General features: G+C 38.0%; 16 protein-coding genes. 11 read left to right on the top strand and 5 right to left on the bottom strand.

The genetic code is table 11. The features are described 5' to 3' along the window. Window positions 1-23: 23 nt before the first annotated feature. Complete coding sequence (locus JZO85_RS07030; RefSeq protein WP_207107797.1) at window positions 24-1,931, bottom strand: BglG family transcription antiterminator; 1,908 nt, start codon at window positions 1,929-1,931, stop codon at window positions 24-26. A 269-nt stretch (window positions 1,932-2,200) separates the two neighbouring features. Here JZO85_RS07030 and JZO85_RS07025 point away from each other — a divergent pair, with 269 nt between their 5' ends. The 4 genes from JZO85_RS07025 to JZO85_RS07010 are packed head-to-tail and all read left to right on the top strand — an operon-like array spanning window position 2,201 to window position 5,094. Then, a complete protein-coding gene (locus JZO85_RS07025) occupies window positions 2,201-2,665 on the top strand; it encodes a PTS sugar transporter subunit IIA (RefSeq protein ID WP_207107796.1) in 465 nt (154 codons plus the stop codon). Further along, window positions 2,665-2,946 carry a PTS sugar transporter subunit IIB gene (locus JZO85_RS07020; protein ID WP_207107795.1) on the top strand — a complete coding sequence of 94 codons (282 nt, stop codon included), beginning with the start codon at window positions 2,665-2,667 and terminating at the stop codon, window positions 2,944-2,946. The genes JZO85_RS07025 and JZO85_RS07020 overlap by 1 nt, the downstream gene beginning before the upstream one ends. 59 nt (window positions 2,947-3,005) lie before the next feature. Beyond that, the gene (ulaA, locus tag JZO85_RS07015; protein WP_207107794.1) at window positions 3,006-4,376 is read left to right on the top strand and encodes a PTS ascorbate transporter subunit IIC; all 1,371 of its coding nucleotides are present in this window, start codon (window positions 3,006-3,008) and stop codon (window positions 4,374-4,376) included. Between the two features lies 1 nt (window position 4,377). Continuing rightward, entirely contained in the window at window positions 4,378-5,094 is a 717-nt protein-coding gene (locus tag JZO85_RS07010; RefSeq protein ID WP_207107793.1) for a transaldolase, read from the top strand. A 208-nt stretch (window positions 5,095-5,302) separates the two neighbouring features. On the opposite strand, the gene JZO85_RS07005 is transcribed toward JZO85_RS07010, so the two are convergent. Continuing rightward, window positions 5,303-7,015, bottom strand: coding sequence for a hypothetical protein (locus tag JZO85_RS07005; protein WP_207107792.1), 1,713 nt, complete (start codon window positions 7,013-7,015; stop codon window positions 5,303-5,305). Next, window positions 7,012-8,094 (bottom strand): acyltransferase family protein, encoded by a 1,083-nt coding sequence (locus tag JZO85_RS07000; RefSeq protein WP_207107791.1) that lies wholly within the window; start codon window positions 8,092-8,094, stop codon window positions 7,012-7,014. Before JZO85_RS07000 ends, JZO85_RS07005 begins: the two co-directional genes overlap by 4 nt. Window positions 8,095-8,457: 363 nt before the next feature. On the opposite strand from JZO85_RS07000, the gene JZO85_RS06995 reads away from it, so the two are divergent. The 6 genes from JZO85_RS06995 to JZO85_RS06970 all read left to right on the top strand — a co-directional run bounded on the left by JZO85_RS06995 (window position 8,458) and on the right by JZO85_RS06970 (window position 17,484). After that, on the top strand, window positions 8,458-9,246 hold the full coding sequence (locus tag JZO85_RS06995) for a helix-turn-helix domain-containing protein (RefSeq protein WP_207107790.1): 789 nt from the start codon (window positions 8,458-8,460) through the stop codon (window positions 9,244-9,246). Between the two features lie 724 nt (window positions 9,247-9,970). Next, on the top strand, window positions 9,971-13,945 hold the full coding sequence (locus JZO85_RS06990) for a SpaA isopeptide-forming pilin-related protein (protein ID WP_207107789.1): 3,975 nt from the start codon (window positions 9,971-9,973) through the stop codon (window positions 13,943-13,945). Continuing rightward, complete coding sequence (locus tag JZO85_RS06985; RefSeq protein WP_207107788.1) at window positions 13,926-15,566, top strand: SpaH/EbpB family LPXTG-anchored major pilin; 1,641 nt, start codon at window positions 13,926-13,928, stop codon at window positions 15,564-15,566. Before JZO85_RS06990 ends, JZO85_RS06985 begins: the two co-directional genes overlap by 20 nt. A gap of 65 nt (window positions 15,567-15,631) precedes the next feature. Further along, the gene (locus tag JZO85_RS06980) at window positions 15,632-16,453 is read left to right on the top strand and encodes a class C sortase (protein ID WP_207107787.1); all 822 of its coding nucleotides are present in this window, start codon (window positions 15,632-15,634) and stop codon (window positions 16,451-16,453) included. Between the two features lie 64 nt (window positions 16,454-16,517). Further along, the gene (locus tag JZO85_RS06975) at window positions 16,518-17,117 is read left to right on the top strand and encodes an alpha/beta hydrolase (protein ID WP_207107786.1); all 600 of its coding nucleotides are present in this window, start codon (window positions 16,518-16,520) and stop codon (window positions 17,115-17,117) included. 46 nt (window positions 17,118-17,163) lie between these two features. Continuing rightward, entirely contained in the window at window positions 17,164-17,484 is a 321-nt protein-coding gene (locus JZO85_RS06970) for a hypothetical protein (protein ID WP_242550253.1), read from the top strand. 59 nt (window positions 17,485-17,543) lie between these two features. Here the strand turns inward: JZO85_RS06970 and JZO85_RS06965 are convergent, their stop codons facing one another. After that, the gene (locus JZO85_RS06965) at window positions 17,544-17,900 is read right to left on the bottom strand and encodes a YxeA family protein (RefSeq protein ID WP_242550252.1); all 357 of its coding nucleotides are present in this window, start codon (window positions 17,898-17,900) and stop codon (window positions 17,544-17,546) included. Window positions 17,901-18,213: 313 nt separating this feature from the next. Further along, window positions 18,214-18,444 carry a helix-turn-helix domain-containing protein gene (locus JZO85_RS06960; RefSeq protein ID WP_207107783.1) on the bottom strand — a complete coding sequence of 77 codons (231 nt, stop codon included), beginning with the start codon at window positions 18,442-18,444 and terminating at the stop codon, window positions 18,214-18,216. Window positions 18,445-18,781: 337 nt separating this feature from the next. Here JZO85_RS06960 and JZO85_RS06955 point away from each other — a divergent pair, with 337 nt between their 5' ends. Further along, window positions 18,782-19,687 (top strand): magnesium transporter CorA family protein, encoded by a 906-nt coding sequence (locus JZO85_RS06955; protein ID WP_207107782.1) that lies wholly within the window; start codon window positions 18,782-18,784, stop codon window positions 19,685-19,687. The last annotated feature ends 3 nt before the right edge of the window (window positions 19,688-19,690 follow it).

Below are 19,690 nucleotides of genomic sequence, written 5' to 3'. Positions count from 1 at the left end.
TTCAGTGTGGTAAGGAAACGCATTTAGACCATGGCAGCTAAGAAGGAATCAAAATTGGTGGTTGCAGCGATTTTTTGCTGAAGCTTTTCGTCTTCAACAAGATCAGATAAGAATTCAAAAAAGGTTTGAAGCTTTTCTTTATCGTCCTCTGCAACAGCTAGCAGGAAAATGATTTTAACCGTCGCATTTTCTCGCCAAGTAATAGGTTCGGTCGAAATGTAAACAAAAATCTTCGTCTCATTTATTGTCGAGTCAATTGCATGAGGGATCGCGATTAGTTTGGTAATGTTTGTTGGTGCGATTTGTTCTCTTTCAATTACTTTTTTAGTGAAATCGTTAGAGACGATCCCTTGTTCAAGCAAGATAGCACCAAGCGATGTGATCAAATGGTCTCGCGAGATTTTTTGATTGTTGACGGCAAACAAGGTTGGGTCGAACAAACTGAAAAAAGTTTGTTTTTCATCTTCGGCGGCTAATAGCCTATCAATTTTTTCCATTCCTTGTTTTATATCTAAAAAATCAATTTGAACAACAGGGATTGTTTTATCTTTAAGTGGAACGGTAGAGATTAGAAGGTCGACATTTTCTAATTCTTTTGTTTGATAAGCGGTGTAAGAAATCGTATCGACTATTTCAAATCTTTCAGCGAAACGTTTTTTAAGCATTGCTTCAATGAGGCGGCTTGTTGAAACACCTTGACCGCAAACGACTAAAATCCTCTTTTTATTTTGCTGCTGATCCTTTTTTCGTTCGATCGCAGCAGCAATATGAAGTGCTAGATAGCCAATATCATCTTCGGTAAATTCAAAATCGTTTAACCATTTACTATTATTAGTCGCTAAAATAGCTAACTCAAATGCATAAGAAAAATTTTTCTTAATCTCTGGCAGCAAGGGATTTTTTTTATTTTTTAACAGCTCCTTCAATGTCAAATAGCTGGAGAAATGAGTGAAAAGATCATTTCGCAGGATCTCATCGTGCTTCAAGTCCTCGCCGATAATTTCATAAATTTCACCCAACATCTGGTCAATAAACGTGTAGATTTTTTCTATCTGATGACTGGAATAAGATTTATGCTGCAAATCAGAGAATAAGTGATTGTATAGCCAGGTTCTGTCCTGTTGATCGAATGAGAGTTGATATTTCTTTTCAATAGCAGTTAATAACGTTGTTGTAGCAGATTGAATGCCGTCGTCGATCATAAAATGATTTGCGATGACATCCAAGTGATGATCATTTTTCACTCGTAAAATGGCGATCGCAAGATGGATCACGAAATTTTTCCGATTGTAGTCGGAAATCTTATATTTGTCAGGGGGGAAATATTCTGTCACAGATCCTGCTAACTCCTCGAGATCAATATCTTTGAATAGTTCACTCTCATTTTTAGAAAATTGAGAAATATAGCTTTCAAAATTTTTTTCGACAAGTTGATCGGAAATAACTTCGCGAATGGCGGACTCGTCACCAACAACTTTGTAACCTATGTTTATTTTTGAGGTGATCTTTAGATTGTAGGAGGCTAGCAAAAGACGAAGCTGTCTTATATAACCTAAAACTGTTGTACGGCCAACAAATATTTGATTGCACATCTCATCAATGGATAGTTCTTGCTCAGACAATAAAAGCAACAATAAAAGTTGTTTGATTCGATCTTCTGAAGATTCCAACTGCTGCTCGACAGGGGGGAGCTGTTCGTTGAGTTCATTGAACAGCGCTTGAACATTTTCTTTTCCTAACAATTCATAGCCCACGCCTCGTTTTAGAATGACTTTGGAATGATAGGTTTCCAGTGATTCATTGAGTTCGTGGATATCATTTCTGATTGTCCGCTTTGAGACAGAAAAATCAGAAGCAAGTTTTTCACTTGAACAATTTTTTTCTATGTATAAGCGCTGAAATAACTGGGCTAGTCTTTTATAAGCGAACATGCAAGTTCCTCCCCCTTTTTATCGCTATCATATAAAGTATTCCGTTGGATTGCAATGAATAGAATTTTATTTGAAAGAGACTTTTGCCAACAAAAGTGCTGAGGTATAGGTTTAAATCTGATTTGTAGAGAAGGAGTCAAATGATTTCCAATTTGAAATGGAAATGACTGAACTGAGAAGTTCAACTGCTTCCGTTTCAAACTGGAAATGAAAGCGGTATCGATTAGTGTTGATTTTGTTTATAGTATGTTTAGCAAGGAGGTTATCAAGTGGATGAAAATGAGAAAAACTATTTATGTGAAGAACACCTTGAGTTCAGGTCTAAAGTAACGGATTGGAAAGAGGCCATTGCATTAGCTGCGCAACCATTATTGATTGACCAAATTATCGAAAAAAAATATATATCGGCAATGATTGAGAACGTCTTGAATTTAGGGGATTATATGGTACTAGTACCAAGAGTAGCGATGCCTCATGCACGTCCAGAATCGGGTGCACTTAAAACTGGCTTTAGTATCTTAAAACTAGAGGAGCCGGTGGTGTTTGGAGAGACACAGCCTGTATACTTAATTATTTGTTTGGCAACAAATGATAACGAAGCGCATTTGACGATGCTCCAAAAAATATCATCACTGATAGATGAAGAGGAGAAGGTGGATGCGTTGCTAAAGACTACGACTAAAACAGAATTTATAAAACTTTCAGAGAGATTCATTAATGAGGAGGAGTACTGATGATCAAAATAATTACAGTATGTGGCAATGGGATCGGAAGCAGTAACTTATTGGCTATGAAGATCAATCAAATTGCTAAAAAGAATGGATTCGAAGTAGATGCTAAATCGAGTGATTTCAATGCGGCATTGGGAGAAGAACCGGATCTTTTTGTTACGGTAGACGAATTTGCGAAGCAGTTTCCAGATTCGAAAAGAGTAGCGGTTGTTCGCAGTTATGCTGACAAGAAGAAGATTTCAGAGGATATATTGCCAGTACTAGAGGAATTAAGTAAAGAGTAATCATTTATCTTATGTGGCCACATGAGAAGATTAACTATATAACATTAGGAGGATTCATAATGGATTTTTTAGAATTTCTCAAGGATTTACTGAGTGAACCAGCAATCTTGATGGGATTAGTTGCTTTTGTTGGTTTAGTTGCTATGAAAGCCCCAGGGCATAAGGTACTGACAGGGACGCTAGGGCCGATATTAGGATATTTGATGCTTGCGGCAGGAGCTGATGTGATTAGTGGAAATTTGGACCCGTTATCTCAAATGATTGAGAAGGGATTTCATATTACAGGAGTAGTACCAAATAATGAGGCAGTTACTTCAGTTGCACAAAAAGTCTTAGGTGTCGAAACCATGTCCATTTTGATTGCAGGACTGATTATTAATCTGATAGTTGCTCGTTTTACTCGCTATAAATACGTATTTTTGACAGGACATCATTCATTCTTTATGGCGTGCTTACTTTCAGCAGTTTTAGGAGCAATTGGATTTTCAGGAACACCGCTTATCTTAATTGGCGGATTCTTTTTAGGAACTTGGAGTGCGATCTCACCAGCGATCGGTCAGAAATATACTCTTCAAGTGACTGATGGTGACGAAATAGCAATGGGGCATTTTGGTTCAGTAGGTTATTATCTTTCAGCATTTATTGGAAATCTTGTAGGAAAAGGGTCTAAATCAACTGAGGATATTCAAGTTCCAGAAAAATTTGGCTTTTTGAGAAACACAACCATCTCTACAGCGTTAACAATGGTGATCTTTTATTTAGTATCTGCAATTGCAGCCGGTCCTGAGTTTGTATCTACTTTATCAGATGGAAAATCTCCTTACCTGTTTGCTATCCTTTGCGGATTGAAATTTGCTGTAGGTGTAACAGTTGTCTATTCAGGTGTTCGAATGATACTTGCAGATTTATTGCCAGCTTTCCAAGGAATTGCGGATAAAGTCATACCAAACGCAGTGCCAGCAGTAGACTGTGCAGTCTTCTTTCCATATGCACAAACTGCAGTAATTATTGGTTTTATTTCAAGCTTTATAGGTGGCTTGATCGGAATGTTTGTTCTCGGCGCTTTTGGTGGAGTATTGATTATTCCTGGATTAGTTCCACATTTCTTCTGCGGTGCGACGGCCGGTGTATACGGCAACGCAACAGGTGGACGTCGTGGAGCAGTAGTGGGATCTTTTGTTAATGGATTATTTTTAGCCTTCCTGCCAGCATTGCTCTTACCGGTATTAGGTCAATTAGGTTTCTCTAATGCGACTTTCGGCGATTTTGACTTTGGCTGGATCGGTATTTTATTAGGAAAAGTTGGCGGTCAATTTGGTCAAATGGGCATTTATGTAATCATTGCAGCAGTGTTAGCAATTCTTTTTGTACCAAGTATTATCAAACCGTCTAAGACAGCAATTAATAATGAAGGAATGGAGCTTGATTAATATGAATTTTGATATAGATATTTATTCAGATGGAGCAGTTATTGAGGATATGCTGAAAATGAAAGCATCAGGAATCGTTACTGGTTTTACAACGAATCCTAGTTTGATGAAACAGGCAGGTATCACAAATTACGTAGCATTTGCAAAGGAAGTCTTGGATAAGGTTGAAGGCATGCCCATTAGTTTTGAGGTTTTTGCTGATGATTTTGACACAATGGAGAAAGAAGCATTGAAGCTGGCTTCTTTGGGAGAGAATGTGTATGTTAAAATTCCTATTACAAACACAAAGGGAGAATCCTCTACGGAGTTGATCCGTAAATTATCAGAAAAAGGTTTAAGGCTCAACATCACTGCAATCATGACGCTCAAGCAAGTTTCAGATACAGTCGAGGCATTATCTGAAGGCACTGAAAATATTGTTTCAGTTTTTGCTGGACGTGTTGCTGATACTGGCGTTGATCCATTACCTTTGATGGAAGACTCGTTGAAAGTGTGTCATAAAAAAGCAGGAACAAAATTACTTTGGGCGAGTTCAAGAGAGGCTTATAATATCATTCAAGCTGAAAAAATCGGCGTAGATATTATTACGGCTACTCCAGCAATACTATCTAAACTGTCTATGTATCATATGGATCTAAATGAACTTTCGTTGGAGACAGTAAAAATGTTTAATCGAGATATCCAAACACTCGGCTTTACAATTTTGGATGTGGAATAAATAGAAATCAGAGAAATAGCGTCATAATTAATAGATGGTAGTATTCGATTGCAACTGGGAATTGATGTCAGAGTTTAATCCAATGAAGTTACGTAATTTATCGAAGGATCATCAAGAGGACTTTCAAGCTCATCGCTTCAAGCATTTGAAAGAAGAATTTGCTCGGGGAATGGCGATTATTGACTATAATTAAAAAGATCAAGTGGGGTCAAAAGAAATGACCGCCACTTGATCTTTTTATTATGCTAAACACTGCATATAGGCATAGGATTAGCCAACTGATAAGAGTGAGTCGTAGACTGCCAGTGAAATAAGACGGTGCTTTATAAGTTAAAATCGCATAATTCTTACCAGAAACTTGTTTGATTGTGGGTGTTCCAATCTCGCTAAGAGTTGTCTTTTGGGGAGAAATTTCTTGACCATTCACTATTAATTGACTGTTTTGGTAGAGAATGATTGGTAAATTTGTCGTTTCTTTTCCTTGAGATGTCCACTCGATCCGCACCCCTTCTTTGCATGATTTCTTTTCGAATTGCCGATGTTGCTCGAGAATCAACTTTTCGTATAGCTGATATTTATTTTGCTCTGTCTTTTGATAAAGAGGCAAATAGTCAGGCGTCGATTTCTCCCAATAACTTAGTCCTTTAGCGAGGTCATTTTGATGGAAAGAATCTTTGATGACTTGGCTGTCTATCGGTTGAATATGCGTATGTAAACTTTCGAAATAATGAATATCATTTAGCAGCCAGAGACCCAAGGCATAACTGATAGTTAACAAAACTTGAACTAGACTAAGTAAAATGACTGGCTGTCGATATTTTGAATAAGCTTTTCGCTGAAGACTGTTTTCTTCAAGAGATAATGCAAAGGAAAATAAAATGAGAACCGTAAAGGGAATAAAAAAGCGGAACGGAAATTGAATCAATTCGACAATTTTGATTTTTTGACTCATTAGAAACTTCCAAGGAATTAAACTAGAAGAAAGAACTAGAAAAAATATCGCAGTCATAGAAGCCATCTTATTGACCTGAGAAAGCTTTTGTTGTCGACTAAATAAACATTTAAACTGACAAATAATGATTGGAACTAAGAAAATTGGATTTGCTAACCAGTACCAACTACTGCGATCAATGGTGTTGCTGTCCAAGCTTTGATTAATAAACGGAGGTAAAATTTCATTTGTCAAATATAGATGCAGCATGTTCACCCATATATTCGCTGTTAGTAGAGAAAATAATAAAACTGACAAAGTGATATCACGGATCATTTGAATTTTATGCTGGTTTTTCCACCAACTGTAAATGAAAAAAATAAAATAGATTAGAATCAACAGCAGGCAAGAAAAAAGGTGAATTTGCATCATCAATGCCACTGAGAAGCCGATCTGCACAATGGCTATTTTTCCTTCCAGTACCATTTTGCGTAGAGGAATTAAAGCAAATGGTAAAAAAGCGGCCCCCCAACCACTAAAACACTGACCAATCGTCCAATAATGGACACTGTACGTAGTCATGAAAAGAATAGACGTAAATAAATTGATTTTCAAAGTTACTTTATTGCATTTCAAGAGGCTGAACATTGAAACGCCTGAAATAAAATAGAGAATAAAATTGGCCAATATTTGGTAACGAAACCAGGAACCACTAATTATTACCAATAAGCCTTGAATATAGGCCATCAGTGGTCCATAAAAAGGATTGATAATACGACCTGTTTGCTGAAACCCAAAAGTTGTTAAGAAGTAGTGGATATTGCCAGTTTTGATTTGCATAGCCGTATCGTAAAAGCGATTAAAATGAAAAATAGCATCAGAGCCAATAATCATTCCTCCACTGATAATTTGTGGTAATGTGAAGAGAAGAGCAATACTGAAAATTAAAAAAAATGGAAAAAAACGATTTTGCAAAAATTTAGCCATCATAATTTCCTCCTTGAGGTCAGAAATTTATTTCCGGGTTGAATGATTTGAGGCAAAATGGTCCGGCCTGCCAAACGTTTTTTAATAAAAAATAAGATTTCTATACTCAAAGTAGTCAATACGAAAGTGATTAAAAACAATGGAATTCCTTGGAATTTCTGAATGCCTAACTGGGCTAGAAACCACTTTGTCGTTTCAAGAAAAGCAGGATGTAAAAAGAATAAATATTGAGCTGATTTTCGTAGGTGTGAAAAATTCCTGTTTTGCAAGGCTTTGGAACGCAAAAGCAAAATCATTAAAAAGAATGAGGCAGGAATCAAGGAAAAGAGAAAATTCTTGTCATCTCCCTGTCTTAAACAAATAATTAACGTTTCGATCCCTAAAAGAATCAGACTGATTCCGAATTTTACTGGAATATGCCGTTGCAGGAAAGTATGATTTCCTTCCAGATAATCTGCTAAAAAAAAGCCAATAAGAATGAAAACAGGTGTATAGAAAAGACCATTGCGAGTTGTCATAAAGAGTTGATTGTAAAAAGCATATAGGTCGTAAATTAAAGTCCCTTGAAGATATCCTGAGTATGTTTCTGTCGCTCCCAATGCAAACAATAGAAGACAAATACTGAAAGCAATAGGGTAATTGAAATGGCGCAACCATTTTCTAACTAGCCAAAGACCCAAAAACAATGCGGGAAAATACCACAAATGATAACAAACCCCTAAATAAGCTAAGCCGACAGGAAGTGCAGCTAAGTATAAATTAGAAGGTATACCTAGATCCTGAATAAATAAAATCCCATATGGAAGATAGATCAAGCTCCAAAATAGGTATGTTTTCCATTGACGTTTAAAAAAATTACTTGGATATGTTGTATTTTTCTTTTGCTTTGAGCGGAAGAAGTAACTAGAACCTATAAGGAAAATAGGTACGGCTAAACGCGCGCAGCAAACTTTCAAGAAAAAATGAATAAAATCATTCTCAGCTAAACGATCACAATGAGCCAAAATGACAAATAGTGAAGCGGCATATTGTGTGAGATCAAGTAAGGGAAAATTATTTTTTATTGTTTGACTGGTTTCCATAAACTTCATTCCTTTTTGTAGCGAAAAATCTTCATTAGTGAAGACTTAAACTAGTAAATTTGTTAGTGAGTTTGCTAAAGCAAAAAGAACATTACTCTCATGGAAGGCATGCTTGTTTTCTACAATTTTTGGCACTCCTGAGAGATAGAAATATTCTCTTTCTTTCACAGTAAAGTAGGATGAAATTGTCGCCTAGAAACAAAAGCAAACATCGGGGGGAATTATCGCAATCAAAATGAACATGCTAGAAAGGTTGATAAATCAAGATGTTATCATTTGTTGCAAGCCTAATTTCGCTAGATGGAATTTCTATTTAGAGTAATTTCCGTTAAATTAGATAAAGGGATAAGGAGGGAGCGAAAGATGGATATTGGAAAAATTATCAAAGAGAAAAGAACCGAAAGAAATTTGACACAGGAAGATTTGGCACAGCAATTTTTTGTCACGCGTCAGTTGATTTCTAAATGGGAGAATGGAAAAAGCTATCCTGATTTAAAACAAGTAGTTCAACTAAGTGAACTCTTTGATATTTCTTTAGAAGGACTTCTGAAGGAAGATACCGGCATGGTCAAGGATTTGAGTTTTGATATCAAACAGAAGCGATTATTTAAAGGATTAATTCTGTTTTTAGCAGTAATTTCCGTCGGAGTGATTTCTATTTTTAGTTTTTTCTGGTGGGTTGATTTAACTTATTTAGAAAAAGACGATATTGAGATTACGAAAATTACGAAACAGATATTGCCAGAAGAAGTAGTCGTCGTCGAACAAACCGGCGAGGAAATTACTTTGCCACAGGATGTTGAATATACAGTTCATTTTAAAACGAATAAGTGGCTAATTGATTTAGCAAAGATATCCGGGACTAATGTGACCTCTGATGCGGAGGGCGTTGAAATTCAAATATGGGGACACCATAAATTGTTTGGCGCGAAGAAGGAAAGTAAAGCAGTTGTCTATAGCAATAGGGATAAATTGTTGAATGAGGAGTTTGATTCTAATATAGGAAAAAGTCTATATATGTATAACCGTAAAAAAGGAGCTCAAAGGTTTAATCCTCAACAAGCAAAGGATAAGGATAAATGGCCGTTAATTAAAGAAACGAGTGATAAAATTGCGGATGTTAAAAGTTTAGAAAAATTGCCAGTTGAATGATAGCTGACTGAAACATCGCGCATTAGAATTTCGAAACAGACTCGCATAAAATCGTGTATGAGAGATTGACTTAAGTCTATTTTCTTTTTGGTCGCTTTTTTTATAGAGCTAGGAGGCTAAGTTCGTTATGAAATCCGTCATGTATTTGAATAATAAACAACAAATTATTGAGTTGATCTTGAATACAAGATATTTTAATAGATTAGGATGTTTGTATAGAATACGAGCCGGTAAATTAGAAGTGGCTGTGATTACGCTGACAACTATTATAGGCATTGAAACGGTCCAATATGTCTTTTATCTGAGAATATTAGACATCTAGGATATTATTTCCGGTTTTATTAGATGAGTTATTGGCTATCAGTTTTATAGAATAATAAAAAGTCGGATGGCTTAATCTCTCTATAATATCAGTGACTACGGCAGCTAGGATAAAAATCCTAGCTGTTTTTTTAAGTTAACAAAAATTCCTTTAATATAAATAATATCTTTCTGTTAAAGTGTTTTAACAATATATTTAACAATAACTCTTTTTTAATTCAAAATCATAAAAAATACAAATGGTATTTGAAATATTAATAGCATAATAGTAAAATATGATATATAGAAACTGATATTTAAAATAATAATTTAGATTTTTATGAATTTAGATATTTTTATAACTTATTTATTTTTGGTTATTGATGACTTAGAGCAATTGTAGAAGGGGGGAAGGTGAGAAATAGTGCAAAAAAAGAGAGGCTTTATAGGAAAGTTAGTCAAATTGCTAGCTGCCTTTTTTATTCTTTTATCTGTCCTGATTCCGACTCTTTCTATAGGAGCAACAAACATTGAGACAACCTCTAGTAATCAAGCAAATGAGACCTTTGATTCAAGTGAGCTGATGCCAAACTTGGACTCTCAATTGAGTAGTACCTCTTTTAATGAACCAAATGAGCTTGATACCACGGAATCCACTACGGAGGATATGACTAAAACGAAAGCGGGAGAATCTGAAAATGAGCTTCAAGATGCACTGATTGAGGAAGAGGCTAAAGCTTCTACAACAAACATTATTCATTCGGTTGTGGTGAATGATTGGGAGTTATATCGGTTAAACGGTCAAAGTCGTGAATCACTAACGACAGCACCAAAAAGTAATGCGGTACCCAATCAAGCATATAATTTCAGTTTTTCTTGGAGTATTCCAGATGGAAAGTTAGGCAGAAATATCCTCCCCGGAGATTACTTTGTTCTGAACATCCCGCAAAATGATGATCCAAACACAGGTAACTGGTACGCGTTGCCGGGTGATTGGCGTACAATAGCGACGGATGAGGGGGAATCGATTTATCGTTATCGAATTGAAAATTCAACTACTGAAAATACCCAAATGATTCGAATTGAGTTTCTGGAAGGAGTTGCTGAACCTAGTACTAATAGCATTAACTCTGATTTGGAATTTCCTGGCTTCATGAACTACGTTACCAAAGCTAGTGTTCAAAATGTTGTTTTTGGTCGAGATGCGAATGGAGCGGCACTTTCAAAAAGTATTACGTTTAACAAAATTGATTTGAGTGCTTCGAATGGCTTTTCTTTTAAACATGGTACACCAGGTTCTAGCAATTCGATAAAGTGGGATATTCAATTTAATGGAGCATCCAATATTGAACTAGGTGGAGATGAAGTAGATTACGATGTAAATGGTGGAGCAGGAAGTGCGTATCAAGGCTTTTATACGGATAAACCTGGTCGAGATGTTTGGTATCCATGGGGGACCAATTATACAGATATTTACGCTCCTGCTGGGAAACAAGGAGGCGGTGAGTTAGGTGGATACGTAGAAGATGAGTTACCTGCAGGTTCTGAGGTAACAACTCTAACCATCGCTGCATATATTCAAGTTCCAATTGGTTTGAGCCAAGAGAATTACGAGAAACAAGAAGGTGTCTATCCTTCTTCAGAGGTTTCTTTTCAATCGTTTGTTTTAGCAGATTATGGAGATGGTCCAACTTATCGAACAGGCTCGGATACTAGTGAGGTACAAAGCCCAAAAGCTGGTACTGGATTCACCCGATTAACGCAATTGGAGAATGAAACAAAGACACAGTTTAAGGTTCGAATTCAAGCAGCTCCTTATCAATATGGCGTTTACAAAGAAAAAACTACGGGTATTTCGACTGTGATGCTGCATTATGGAGCAATGAAAAAAGCAGCTAATGAGCAGCAAAAGCTTAGTGATTTAACAGATACAGCATACACGGGAAGAACAATCATAAACCAAAAAACGAATCAGACAGTAAATATCACTCAGTTTGCGGCACAAGCGGCTGATTTTACAATCAGAAAAGGCTATTATGCTGAAGAAGATCGCGAGCTTTTGGAAAATTACTATTCAATCACTTTTGGGGACACCAATGTCATAGGTGGGAAAATCGCGTCATACAATATTTCCTTGATGGTTCGTTACCCGCCAAGTACGCCATCTGGACCCATTAGAAATGAATCGGCTATCTATACTCATAGTGCGTTGACACTAAAGCGAAAGCCTCCAGAAACAATGCCAAAGATAGATGGATATACTGCCAATCTCAAGAATTCATACGGTAGTATCACTTTAAACGCGAATCAAGCTTTACTGCAAAAATTCGACGTTGAACGTGATGAGAATGATGAGTATATCCCGATTAATGGCGCAAAGTTCAAGCTGCAAGTAAAAGATGGAAGTACTTGGTCAGACGTAAAAAAAGATGGCACTATATTAACCTTTATTACTGATGGCATTCAGTACTACGAAGTGGAAAATGGTGTGACCGTTGAAAAGACAGCCAATGGATTGGTCAAAGTGGATTTTGGCACATTAGGATTAGCTGATGGTACCTATCGATTTGTTGAGACCAAAGCGGCAGCAGGTTATGTTGAAGAAACTAAAGTATCTGATGAGTTTGTTATACCGTCAACTACTAGCAGAGGGCCGACTGTAACTGTTTGGAATAAGAAGCTTCCGCAGGCTAAATACACTGTTAAACACTATGTGCAGAAGAGTGAAGGAAATACAGCGAAAGATAATTTTGAACTGAGAGAGACAGAAGAAAAGTCCGGCTATTTAGGACAAGAGATCATTGGTGAGCCATTGATGGACTTATTGAAGTCCTATGAGTATAGCGAGACGCTGTCAATTGCTTACGGGAAAATCACTGGAACTGTTACTGCGGATGGCAACTTGACCATAGAGCTATATTATACGATTGCAGCGAATGTACCCTTTACCCTTTATAAGCAAGGAATGAATGGTGAGTTGATGCCTTCTGTTGATTCGAGTGGTAATCCATTGCTAGATGAGCAGGGACGAGAAAAGAAAGTTGCTTTTGATATTTATGAGTGGGATGAGGATTGGGGAGTAAGTAATCCTTATGCTGATGGAAATGGACCTATCTCGAAGCCGGAAGTTTGGACAAAGATAAATAATACTCCCATTGCTACAGATGCATTAGGCAGGGTTCGAGCCCCAAGTATTACTGATTTGACAAAGTATTACGCTATCGTTGAAGTAGCAACTTATCCAGATTATGTTCAACCAGATAATGAGGTCTATTGGGTGATCAAAATGAGTACTAAGGAAATTTTTTCCATGCCAAACTGGGTCGGTGGGAGTCAAGTACACAAACCTGATTATGAAGCGCCCAGTGAAGGAAATGGCCAACGGTACATCTTAAAAAATAAGAAACCTGAGATTTCATTATTTAAGGTCAATGAACAGGGTGATGCGATGCCATCTTCTGAAGGTCAGAAAGTCCGATTCGATATTTATCGGTGGAATGTTTTTTGGTATTTTGATGAAAACACTCCTTACACAGATGGAACGTGGACAAAGATAAAATCAAATGCTGCAACAGACAATCAAGGCTACTTCGCCACAATCGGACAAACAGGTTCGGAAGGGGCGGAACCAAAAGAGTTTGACTGGTATATCATTCGTGAGACAGACACGTATAGCGGATATCAATTGGCTAATGGTTATTGGTTAGTTTCTACCGCATGGAATCCTTCTACGCAAAAATTTGAAATCTTTGAAGTGAAATATAAAATTATTCAAAATGGTACAGCGGTTGATGCTGAAGATCCCGGACACAAAATCAGCGATGACAAAACGAATCTTTATTTAACAAATAAGAGCAAGCCGATCAGCTTTTACAAAGAAGATGAAAAGAAAAATCCATTAGGGGGAGTTCACTTCTCTCTTTATAAAGCGAAAGATGGCGAAGCTGGTGCTAACGGTAGTGAATATCCAGAAGCTGCGGATACTAAATGGGATATGACGAATCCCATTGAAAAAGTCAGTAGTGATGATGCTGCTGATAAGGGGAAAGTCACCTTCGATGCATTAGCGAGAGGCGATTATTTATTAGTAGAGACTAAGACGCTTCCGGACTATCAATTACCGCTGGGCTATTGGATTGTCACCGTAGATTTCTACGGAGAAATCGAAACGATTCGTGGGCGAGGTGATCCATTACCACCAGCTTTCCGGGTAAATAACGGCAAGTATTATTTACCAAACTATTTAAAGAACTCGCTGCCTAGAGCAGGTGGTTATCTGAGAGTGTTCTTGGTTGTATTAGGAATTGTATTACTTGGTTCAGCGGGAATTGTTTTGCAGAATCGAAAAAAGAAAGTAAACGATGAAAAGGGGAAAAAAGATGAGAACAAAGCTAAGTAAGCTAATAGCAATAGCCTTTATTTTATTAACAACATTAGGAGGAGCGATTTCCGGATATGCTGCTCCAGGTTCACGACCGGCGAATGGAGATTTAACGATTCATAAGCATTGGGCGGAAACATCAGGGGATATCGGGAATGAAGGAAGCGGGGAAAAGCTGCCAGACGGTGCTATAACCAATCCCGCGGTAAAAGGTATTCAATTTGATGTATATAGTATGACACCAGTAGCTCCTGCAACAGAGATACCACCATCAGAGAAAGATGGCTGGACATATTCTAGAACAGATAATGTGTTAACCGTCAGCAAGTCTGGAGAAACATCTATGACTTACAATTTGGTCAAAAAAGTTGCTGATGCTAAATATACTGATGGTAAAACAGATGCAAATGGTGAATTAAAATATTCAGGACTAGCCGCAGGGTATTATTTTGTAGAAGAGAATTTGACCGCATCGACCGGTTATGAAGTGCAAGGAACGGGAAATGCAGGTAAAACGATTACTTCTACTGCAAAACCATTTATCACAGCAGTACCTATGACGAATCCAGCGGGTGATGGCTGGAATTCAGATGTTCACGTCTATCCGAAAAACCAAGGGTTAAGTCCTGAAAAGGAACCTGAAGTGCCCTCTGTCAATGTTGGAGATAAGGTAAAGTGGACCATTACGGCAAATGTTCCTTCTGATATTGCCGGTTACAAAAAGTTTGATGTAATCGATGAGTTGGATAAACGATTGAATTATGTAACAAATAGTGTGAAAATTGTTGGATTAGATTCTGGTGATACAGAAGTAATCACCCTTACTCCAATTGATTTTGAAGTTGTCCATACACCAGCCACAGATTCGGCTAAAGAATCAATCAAAATTGAACTGAAGGATACTGGAATTGCGAAGCTTGGTACAAGCGGTGTCGTAAAAGTAGCAATCTCATTTGAAACGATTGTTAACGGGAACATTAAATCAGATGATGAAAATGCAATTGAGAACGATGCCTCTATAGAATTTGATAATGGTACGATAGTTGATGTTGATGAAACACCTGTTACGACAGTTCACACAGGAGAAATCAAAATCAATAAAACCTATTCTGGCGGAACGGTAACTGAAAGTGCCCAATTCCAATTGGCTAAAACGTCGGTGGATGCGGAAGCCGGAAATTATTACAGAGTAGTTTTAGATAGTTCAAACTCCTATATAACAGATATAGTTGCACCTGGTGAAACAGGCTATGATACCGCCAAAAAATGGGTTGCACTACCCTCTCAAGCAGCTACTGGCGAAACGGTGGGACTTGTTGGAGATATTTTCTATGTTACGTCTTTTGAAGGATTAAGAACGTATACTGGACCGGATGATAATAAAGTGTTCGATTCTTATTATCTAGTCGAAACAAAAGCGCCAGAAGATTACAATTTGTTAGACGAACCTGTTGAAGTGACATTTACTGAAACAGATCTTGGTACTAAATACATTCACACTGAAGCTATCGAAAACAAAAAAGGGTTCACTCTCCCTAACACCGGGGGCGTAGGAACGATCTTGCTAGTTGTCTTCGGGATCGTCCTGATCGGATTAGCGATCATTCTAACAATGAATAAAAAGAAAAAGACTGCTTAAATGAGTCTTCAGGAAAAGCCGAGTTTGCGCTCGGCTTTTATTATACATAGAAAGGGGAGCGGGCGATGAAGCGGACGATTTTGATCCTTCTTTTATTGATGGCTGGAATTGGCATCATTGCCTTTCCTTTTATCGGAAATTATTTAAATCAAAAAAATGCGACACAGGTGATGGAAAAGTATCAAAAGGATACAGAGGAGCTGACACCTGAACAAATCGCCAATATTTTTCAACAGGCTCAGGTCTACAATGAGAATCTGTTGGGGCAGCCGGCGCACGATCCCTTTCTGCCTGGCTCTGGAATTGTAATGCCGGATAATTATTATCGTGTATTGAATGTCGGTGGTACGATGGGGCAGGTAGAGATTCCCAGTATTGATGTGAAGCTTCCAATTTATCATGGGACAAAGGATGCTGTTTTGCGAAGGGCAGTGGGACATCTTGAGGGTTCGGCTCTGCCGATCGGAGGAGCAGGAACGCATACGGTACTGACTTCTCACACTGGTTTGACGCAGGCGAAATTGTTCACGGATTTGACTGAACTGGAAAAAGGGGATCAATTTTTCATTCGTGTGTTGGATCGAACACTGGCTTATGAGGTGGACAAGATTTCAGTCATTAAGCCGGAGCAGACGGATTTATTGAAGGCGGTCGATGGCAAAGACTATGCGACCTTATTGACTTGTACACCTTATGGCGTGAACTCTCATCGCCTCTTAGTTCGCGGAAAACGAGTTCCTTATCAGCCGCAGAAAAAAGTACCGCAGAAAAAACTAACCAAAGAAAATCACTTATTATTGAAGGCAGTGCTGATCACCAGCGGAATTATGCTGCTTTTGATTCTATTGAATTATTGGCGGAATAAACGGAAAGCAGCTAAAGTATAAACAAAAAGTTTGTTCTTAATGCTTGTTCATGTTAACTTACAATTAGTAAGTGAGGTGCATGAGGATGGAATATCTTTATCAAGCAGGAAAGCCCAATGGCAAAAAATTTATTTTGCTGCATGGAACGGGCGGCGATGAACGATCATTGCTAGAAATGGCGAAGTTTTTAGATGCGGACAGCACAGTTTTATCGTTTCGCGGAAAAATTGAAGAAGAGGGCATGAATCGCTTCTTTAAACGGAATGGCTTGAATCAATTTGATTTTGCGAGCCTGGAAAAGGAAACGGATCATCTATTAGAAGAGATTAAAAGGATTAGCAAAGAGAAAGGGATCGCCTTAGAGGAATGGATTTTAGTTGGTTATTCGAATGGCGCAAATATTGCGGCACATCTATTGTTGGAGCGTGAAACAACTTTAACACAGGGAATCTTTTTCCATCCGATGTCATTAGAAATTCATACCCAATCATTTAATTTATCAGATAAAAAAATTTGGGTTTCTTATGGCGGGAGCCAAGATCCAATTGTCAGTCAAGCATCTTTTGCTGAATTAGTCGCGGCCTTCCGCGATCGAAGCGCAGAGGTCACAGTAGTAGAAACAGCTTATGGTCATCAAGTTTCAATGGATGAAGTTCAAAATGCTCGGGAATGGCTGAAAGACTAGTGACACGCTTTTGGGATATGGTAAAATGAATCGAAGGGGTGGCGTGATGACAGACTCATTTGATTACAAAGGCTTGACCTTGACACCAACGGACTTAGCATTTAACGATGACGAATTACAAAAGTTATTGACCTTTGAAGGAGCGATCACTCATGAACGATTGAAGGGCTTTAATTTCCATTATTTTTTGATGCCGGAATATGATTTGAATGGTCTTTTGGCAAAGCTTGGCGACGCTGAACGCAAGGCGAAACGAATTTACTATATCACGGGGCAGCTAGTCTCTAGTGATTTAAAGGACATGTCGGTGGACGGCTATTACATGCCGACCAACTGGGGCTTTATGCATGTAGAGAATCATACATAAGAGGAGAGAAAAAATCTCTCCTCTTTTTTGTGCTCATTGCGTGTAGCTATTCTTAAATGTTAGTTTAGGTCTTTTTTTATTTGTGGCGGGACTTTTGAGGCAGAAATTTCTTCCCAGCCTAATACACCCTTTTTAGTGTTTACATGAATGATCAGAAAGGCTTGTTTTCTTAAAGGAGTGTCGCTCGTTGAATTAAAGGATACTTTCTTTGCGTGCCGTTTTTGATCGTAAGCTGTCAAGGTGTATTTGTACCGAAATTGGGGCTTGTATCTGCCGCCTTCTTCAGTGATTATGCGCGTTCCATCGGTCGTAATTTTAGTATAGTAGTCTTTTGTTCCATAATTTTGATGATACCAGATATAGCCTCCGCTTATGACTATAAAAAAGGGTAAAAAAATGCCCAGCAATTTTCTCAAAGCAATCAGTCCTTTCATAAAATAAGGATAAATAAAAATGGCTGTTAAAGAATCAAACTAAAGACGGAAGTTGACCTAACATTTTTGTAAGGCAAAAAGGCAGGGACAACGGAAAAATGCAGCGGACCGCACGCTGCACTGTGTTAGAAGTTTTGTTTTCCGTCAAGATGTGTCAATGAGAGAATAATCATCGCGGCCTTTTTGACACAACAGCAATCTAACACCAAAGTATGAAGAAAGTTAGAAAGCAGGCTTAAAAAAAAGCATGCTTCGTTTATTCTGCGAAGCAACGCCCTTTTTATATAAAAATAAATTAATTTTCGGTTCTTCCCACCAGATAATCTAAGGTTACCTGATACAGATCTACGATATCAATCAATTCCAAAATATGGGGCAATGATTCTCCGCTTTCATAAGACTCGTATTGGTCGAATGGAAGATTCAAACGCTCAGCCACCTCTTTTTTCGTGTAATTGTTTTTCGTTCGCAGGAAATCAAGTCTGCAACGTAAGGTATCAAGTAAAATAGCTTCTTCAATACTCAAAGGAACATGACCTCGATTCTAAATAATCTGCCAGATAAATAGGGACAGTGTAACATTTTCAAAAGGCAGCTGGTCGAACAGCTGCCTTTAAACATTGATCAATGCCTAGTTTCCGCTAGACAAGTCGATTTTATCAAAAAGCTTATGCTAGTCAACCGCGAACGGTAGCTCATTCTTCGCAAACGGAAAAAAGTTGCGATAGTAGACTGTTGATTATAATAGACCCCATTTTAATAGAAGGGAAAAAAATGAATGGAAAGGAAAATGTCTAATAGTCTCAGCTGTCCGTTTTGTGATAGAATTCAGACGGATTGAATGTGGATGAGGTGAATGATAGATGTATACAAAAGAAGTGTTCAACAATAAGATGAACAGCTGGATCAATATTGACGCGGAAAATGTGGATGAGTTGAAGAATCTTTATCGTGACTTTGGAATCGATAGGGAATTTGTCGATTATTCTCTGGACCGCAACGAGCGGGCGCATTTAGACTATGATAAAACGACAGATGTGTTGCTGTTGATTTTCAACGCCCCCAATCGCCGGAAGATCGATAATCATTATGAAACGGTGCCGATGACATTTATTGTTGTGAATCGAACCTTGATCACTGTTACGAATCAGCAGACCAACTATTTGTATTTTGAGATCAAAAATTACTTAGAGAAAAATCCTGATAGTACGTTGTTTGAACTGCTTTTTGGCAGTCTCTTCACTATTTCTGATCAGTATTTTCCTTTTGTGGAAGGAATGGATCGTGACCGCAAACGGATCAGTCAATTGCTGAAGGAGAAGACGACAAAGCAGAATCTACTACTGTTATCGGATTTAGAAACGGGGATCGTCTATTTCGTAACGGCTTCACGGCAAAATGTACTGTTGGTGCAGCAAATTAAGAGCCATGGAATTTATCGGCGTTTAAGTGAGCAGGAGAAGGAGCGGTTGGATGATGTCTTGATCGAGGCTCAGCAGCTAGTGGAAATGACGCAGCTGTCATCACAGATTTTGCAGCAGCTATCCGGAACCTACAATAATGTCTTAAACAATAATTTGAATGATACGATGCGGATTTTAACAGTGTTATCGGTGTTGCTAACGATTCCGACGATTGTTTCGGGCTTTTTCGGGATGAATATGCCGTTGCCGCTGGAGCATAATGCTTCAGGTTGGATTATTACGATTGTGGTCAGTCTTTTTCTGTGGTTTGGATTGTCTTATGTCTTGCGGAGGTTAATGAAGTAAAAT

The sequence above is a fragment of the Candidatus Enterococcus murrayae genome (assembly GCF_017315985.1).
In the GTDB taxonomy this organism is placed as follows: Bacteria; Bacillota; Bacilli; order Lactobacillales; family Enterococcaceae; genus Enterococcus_A; species Enterococcus_A murrayae.
This window is presented reverse-complemented; position numbering and strand designations above follow the sequence as displayed.

What these genes read in the sequence shown, in the direction of transcription:
- JZO85_RS07030 (WP_207107797.1), bottom strand. Translation starts at nt 1,931, where the DNA reads ATGTTCGCTTATAAAAGACTAGCCCAGTTATTTCAGCGCTTATACATA.
- JZO85_RS07020 (WP_207107795.1), top strand. Translation starts at nt 2,665, where the DNA reads ATGATCAAAATAATTACAGTATGTGGCAATGGGATCGGAAGCAGTAAC.
- ulaA (WP_207107794.1), top strand. Translation starts at nt 3,006, where the DNA reads ATGGATTTTTTAGAATTTCTCAAGGATTTACTGAGTGAACCAGCAATC.
- JZO85_RS07010 (WP_207107793.1), top strand. Translation starts at nt 4,378, where the DNA reads ATGAATTTTGATATAGATATTTATTCAGATGGAGCAGTTATTGAGGAT.
- JZO85_RS07005 (WP_207107792.1), bottom strand. Translation starts at nt 7,015, where the DNA reads ATGATGGCTAAATTTTTGCAAAATCGTTTTTTTCCATTTTTTTTAATT.
- JZO85_RS07000 (WP_207107791.1), bottom strand. Translation starts at nt 8,094, where the DNA reads ATGGAAACCAGTCAAACAATAAAAAATAATTTTCCCTTACTTGATCTC.
- JZO85_RS06995 (WP_207107790.1), top strand. Translation starts at nt 8,458, where the DNA reads ATGGATATTGGAAAAATTATCAAAGAGAAAAGAACCGAAAGAAATTTG.
- JZO85_RS06985 (WP_207107788.1), top strand. Translation starts at nt 13,926, where the DNA reads ATGAGAACAAAGCTAAGTAAGCTAATAGCAATAGCCTTTATTTTATTA.
- JZO85_RS06980 (WP_207107787.1), top strand. Translation starts at nt 15,632, where the DNA reads ATGAAGCGGACGATTTTGATCCTTCTTTTATTGATGGCTGGAATTGGC.
- JZO85_RS06975 (WP_207107786.1), top strand. Translation starts at nt 16,518, where the DNA reads ATGGAATATCTTTATCAAGCAGGAAAGCCCAATGGCAAAAAATTTATT.
- JZO85_RS06970 (WP_242550253.1), top strand. Translation starts at nt 17,164, where the DNA reads ATGACAGACTCATTTGATTACAAAGGCTTGACCTTGACACCAACGGAC.
- JZO85_RS06955 (WP_207107782.1), top strand. Translation starts at nt 18,782, where the DNA reads ATGTATACAAAAGAAGTGTTCAACAATAAGATGAACAGCTGGATCAAT.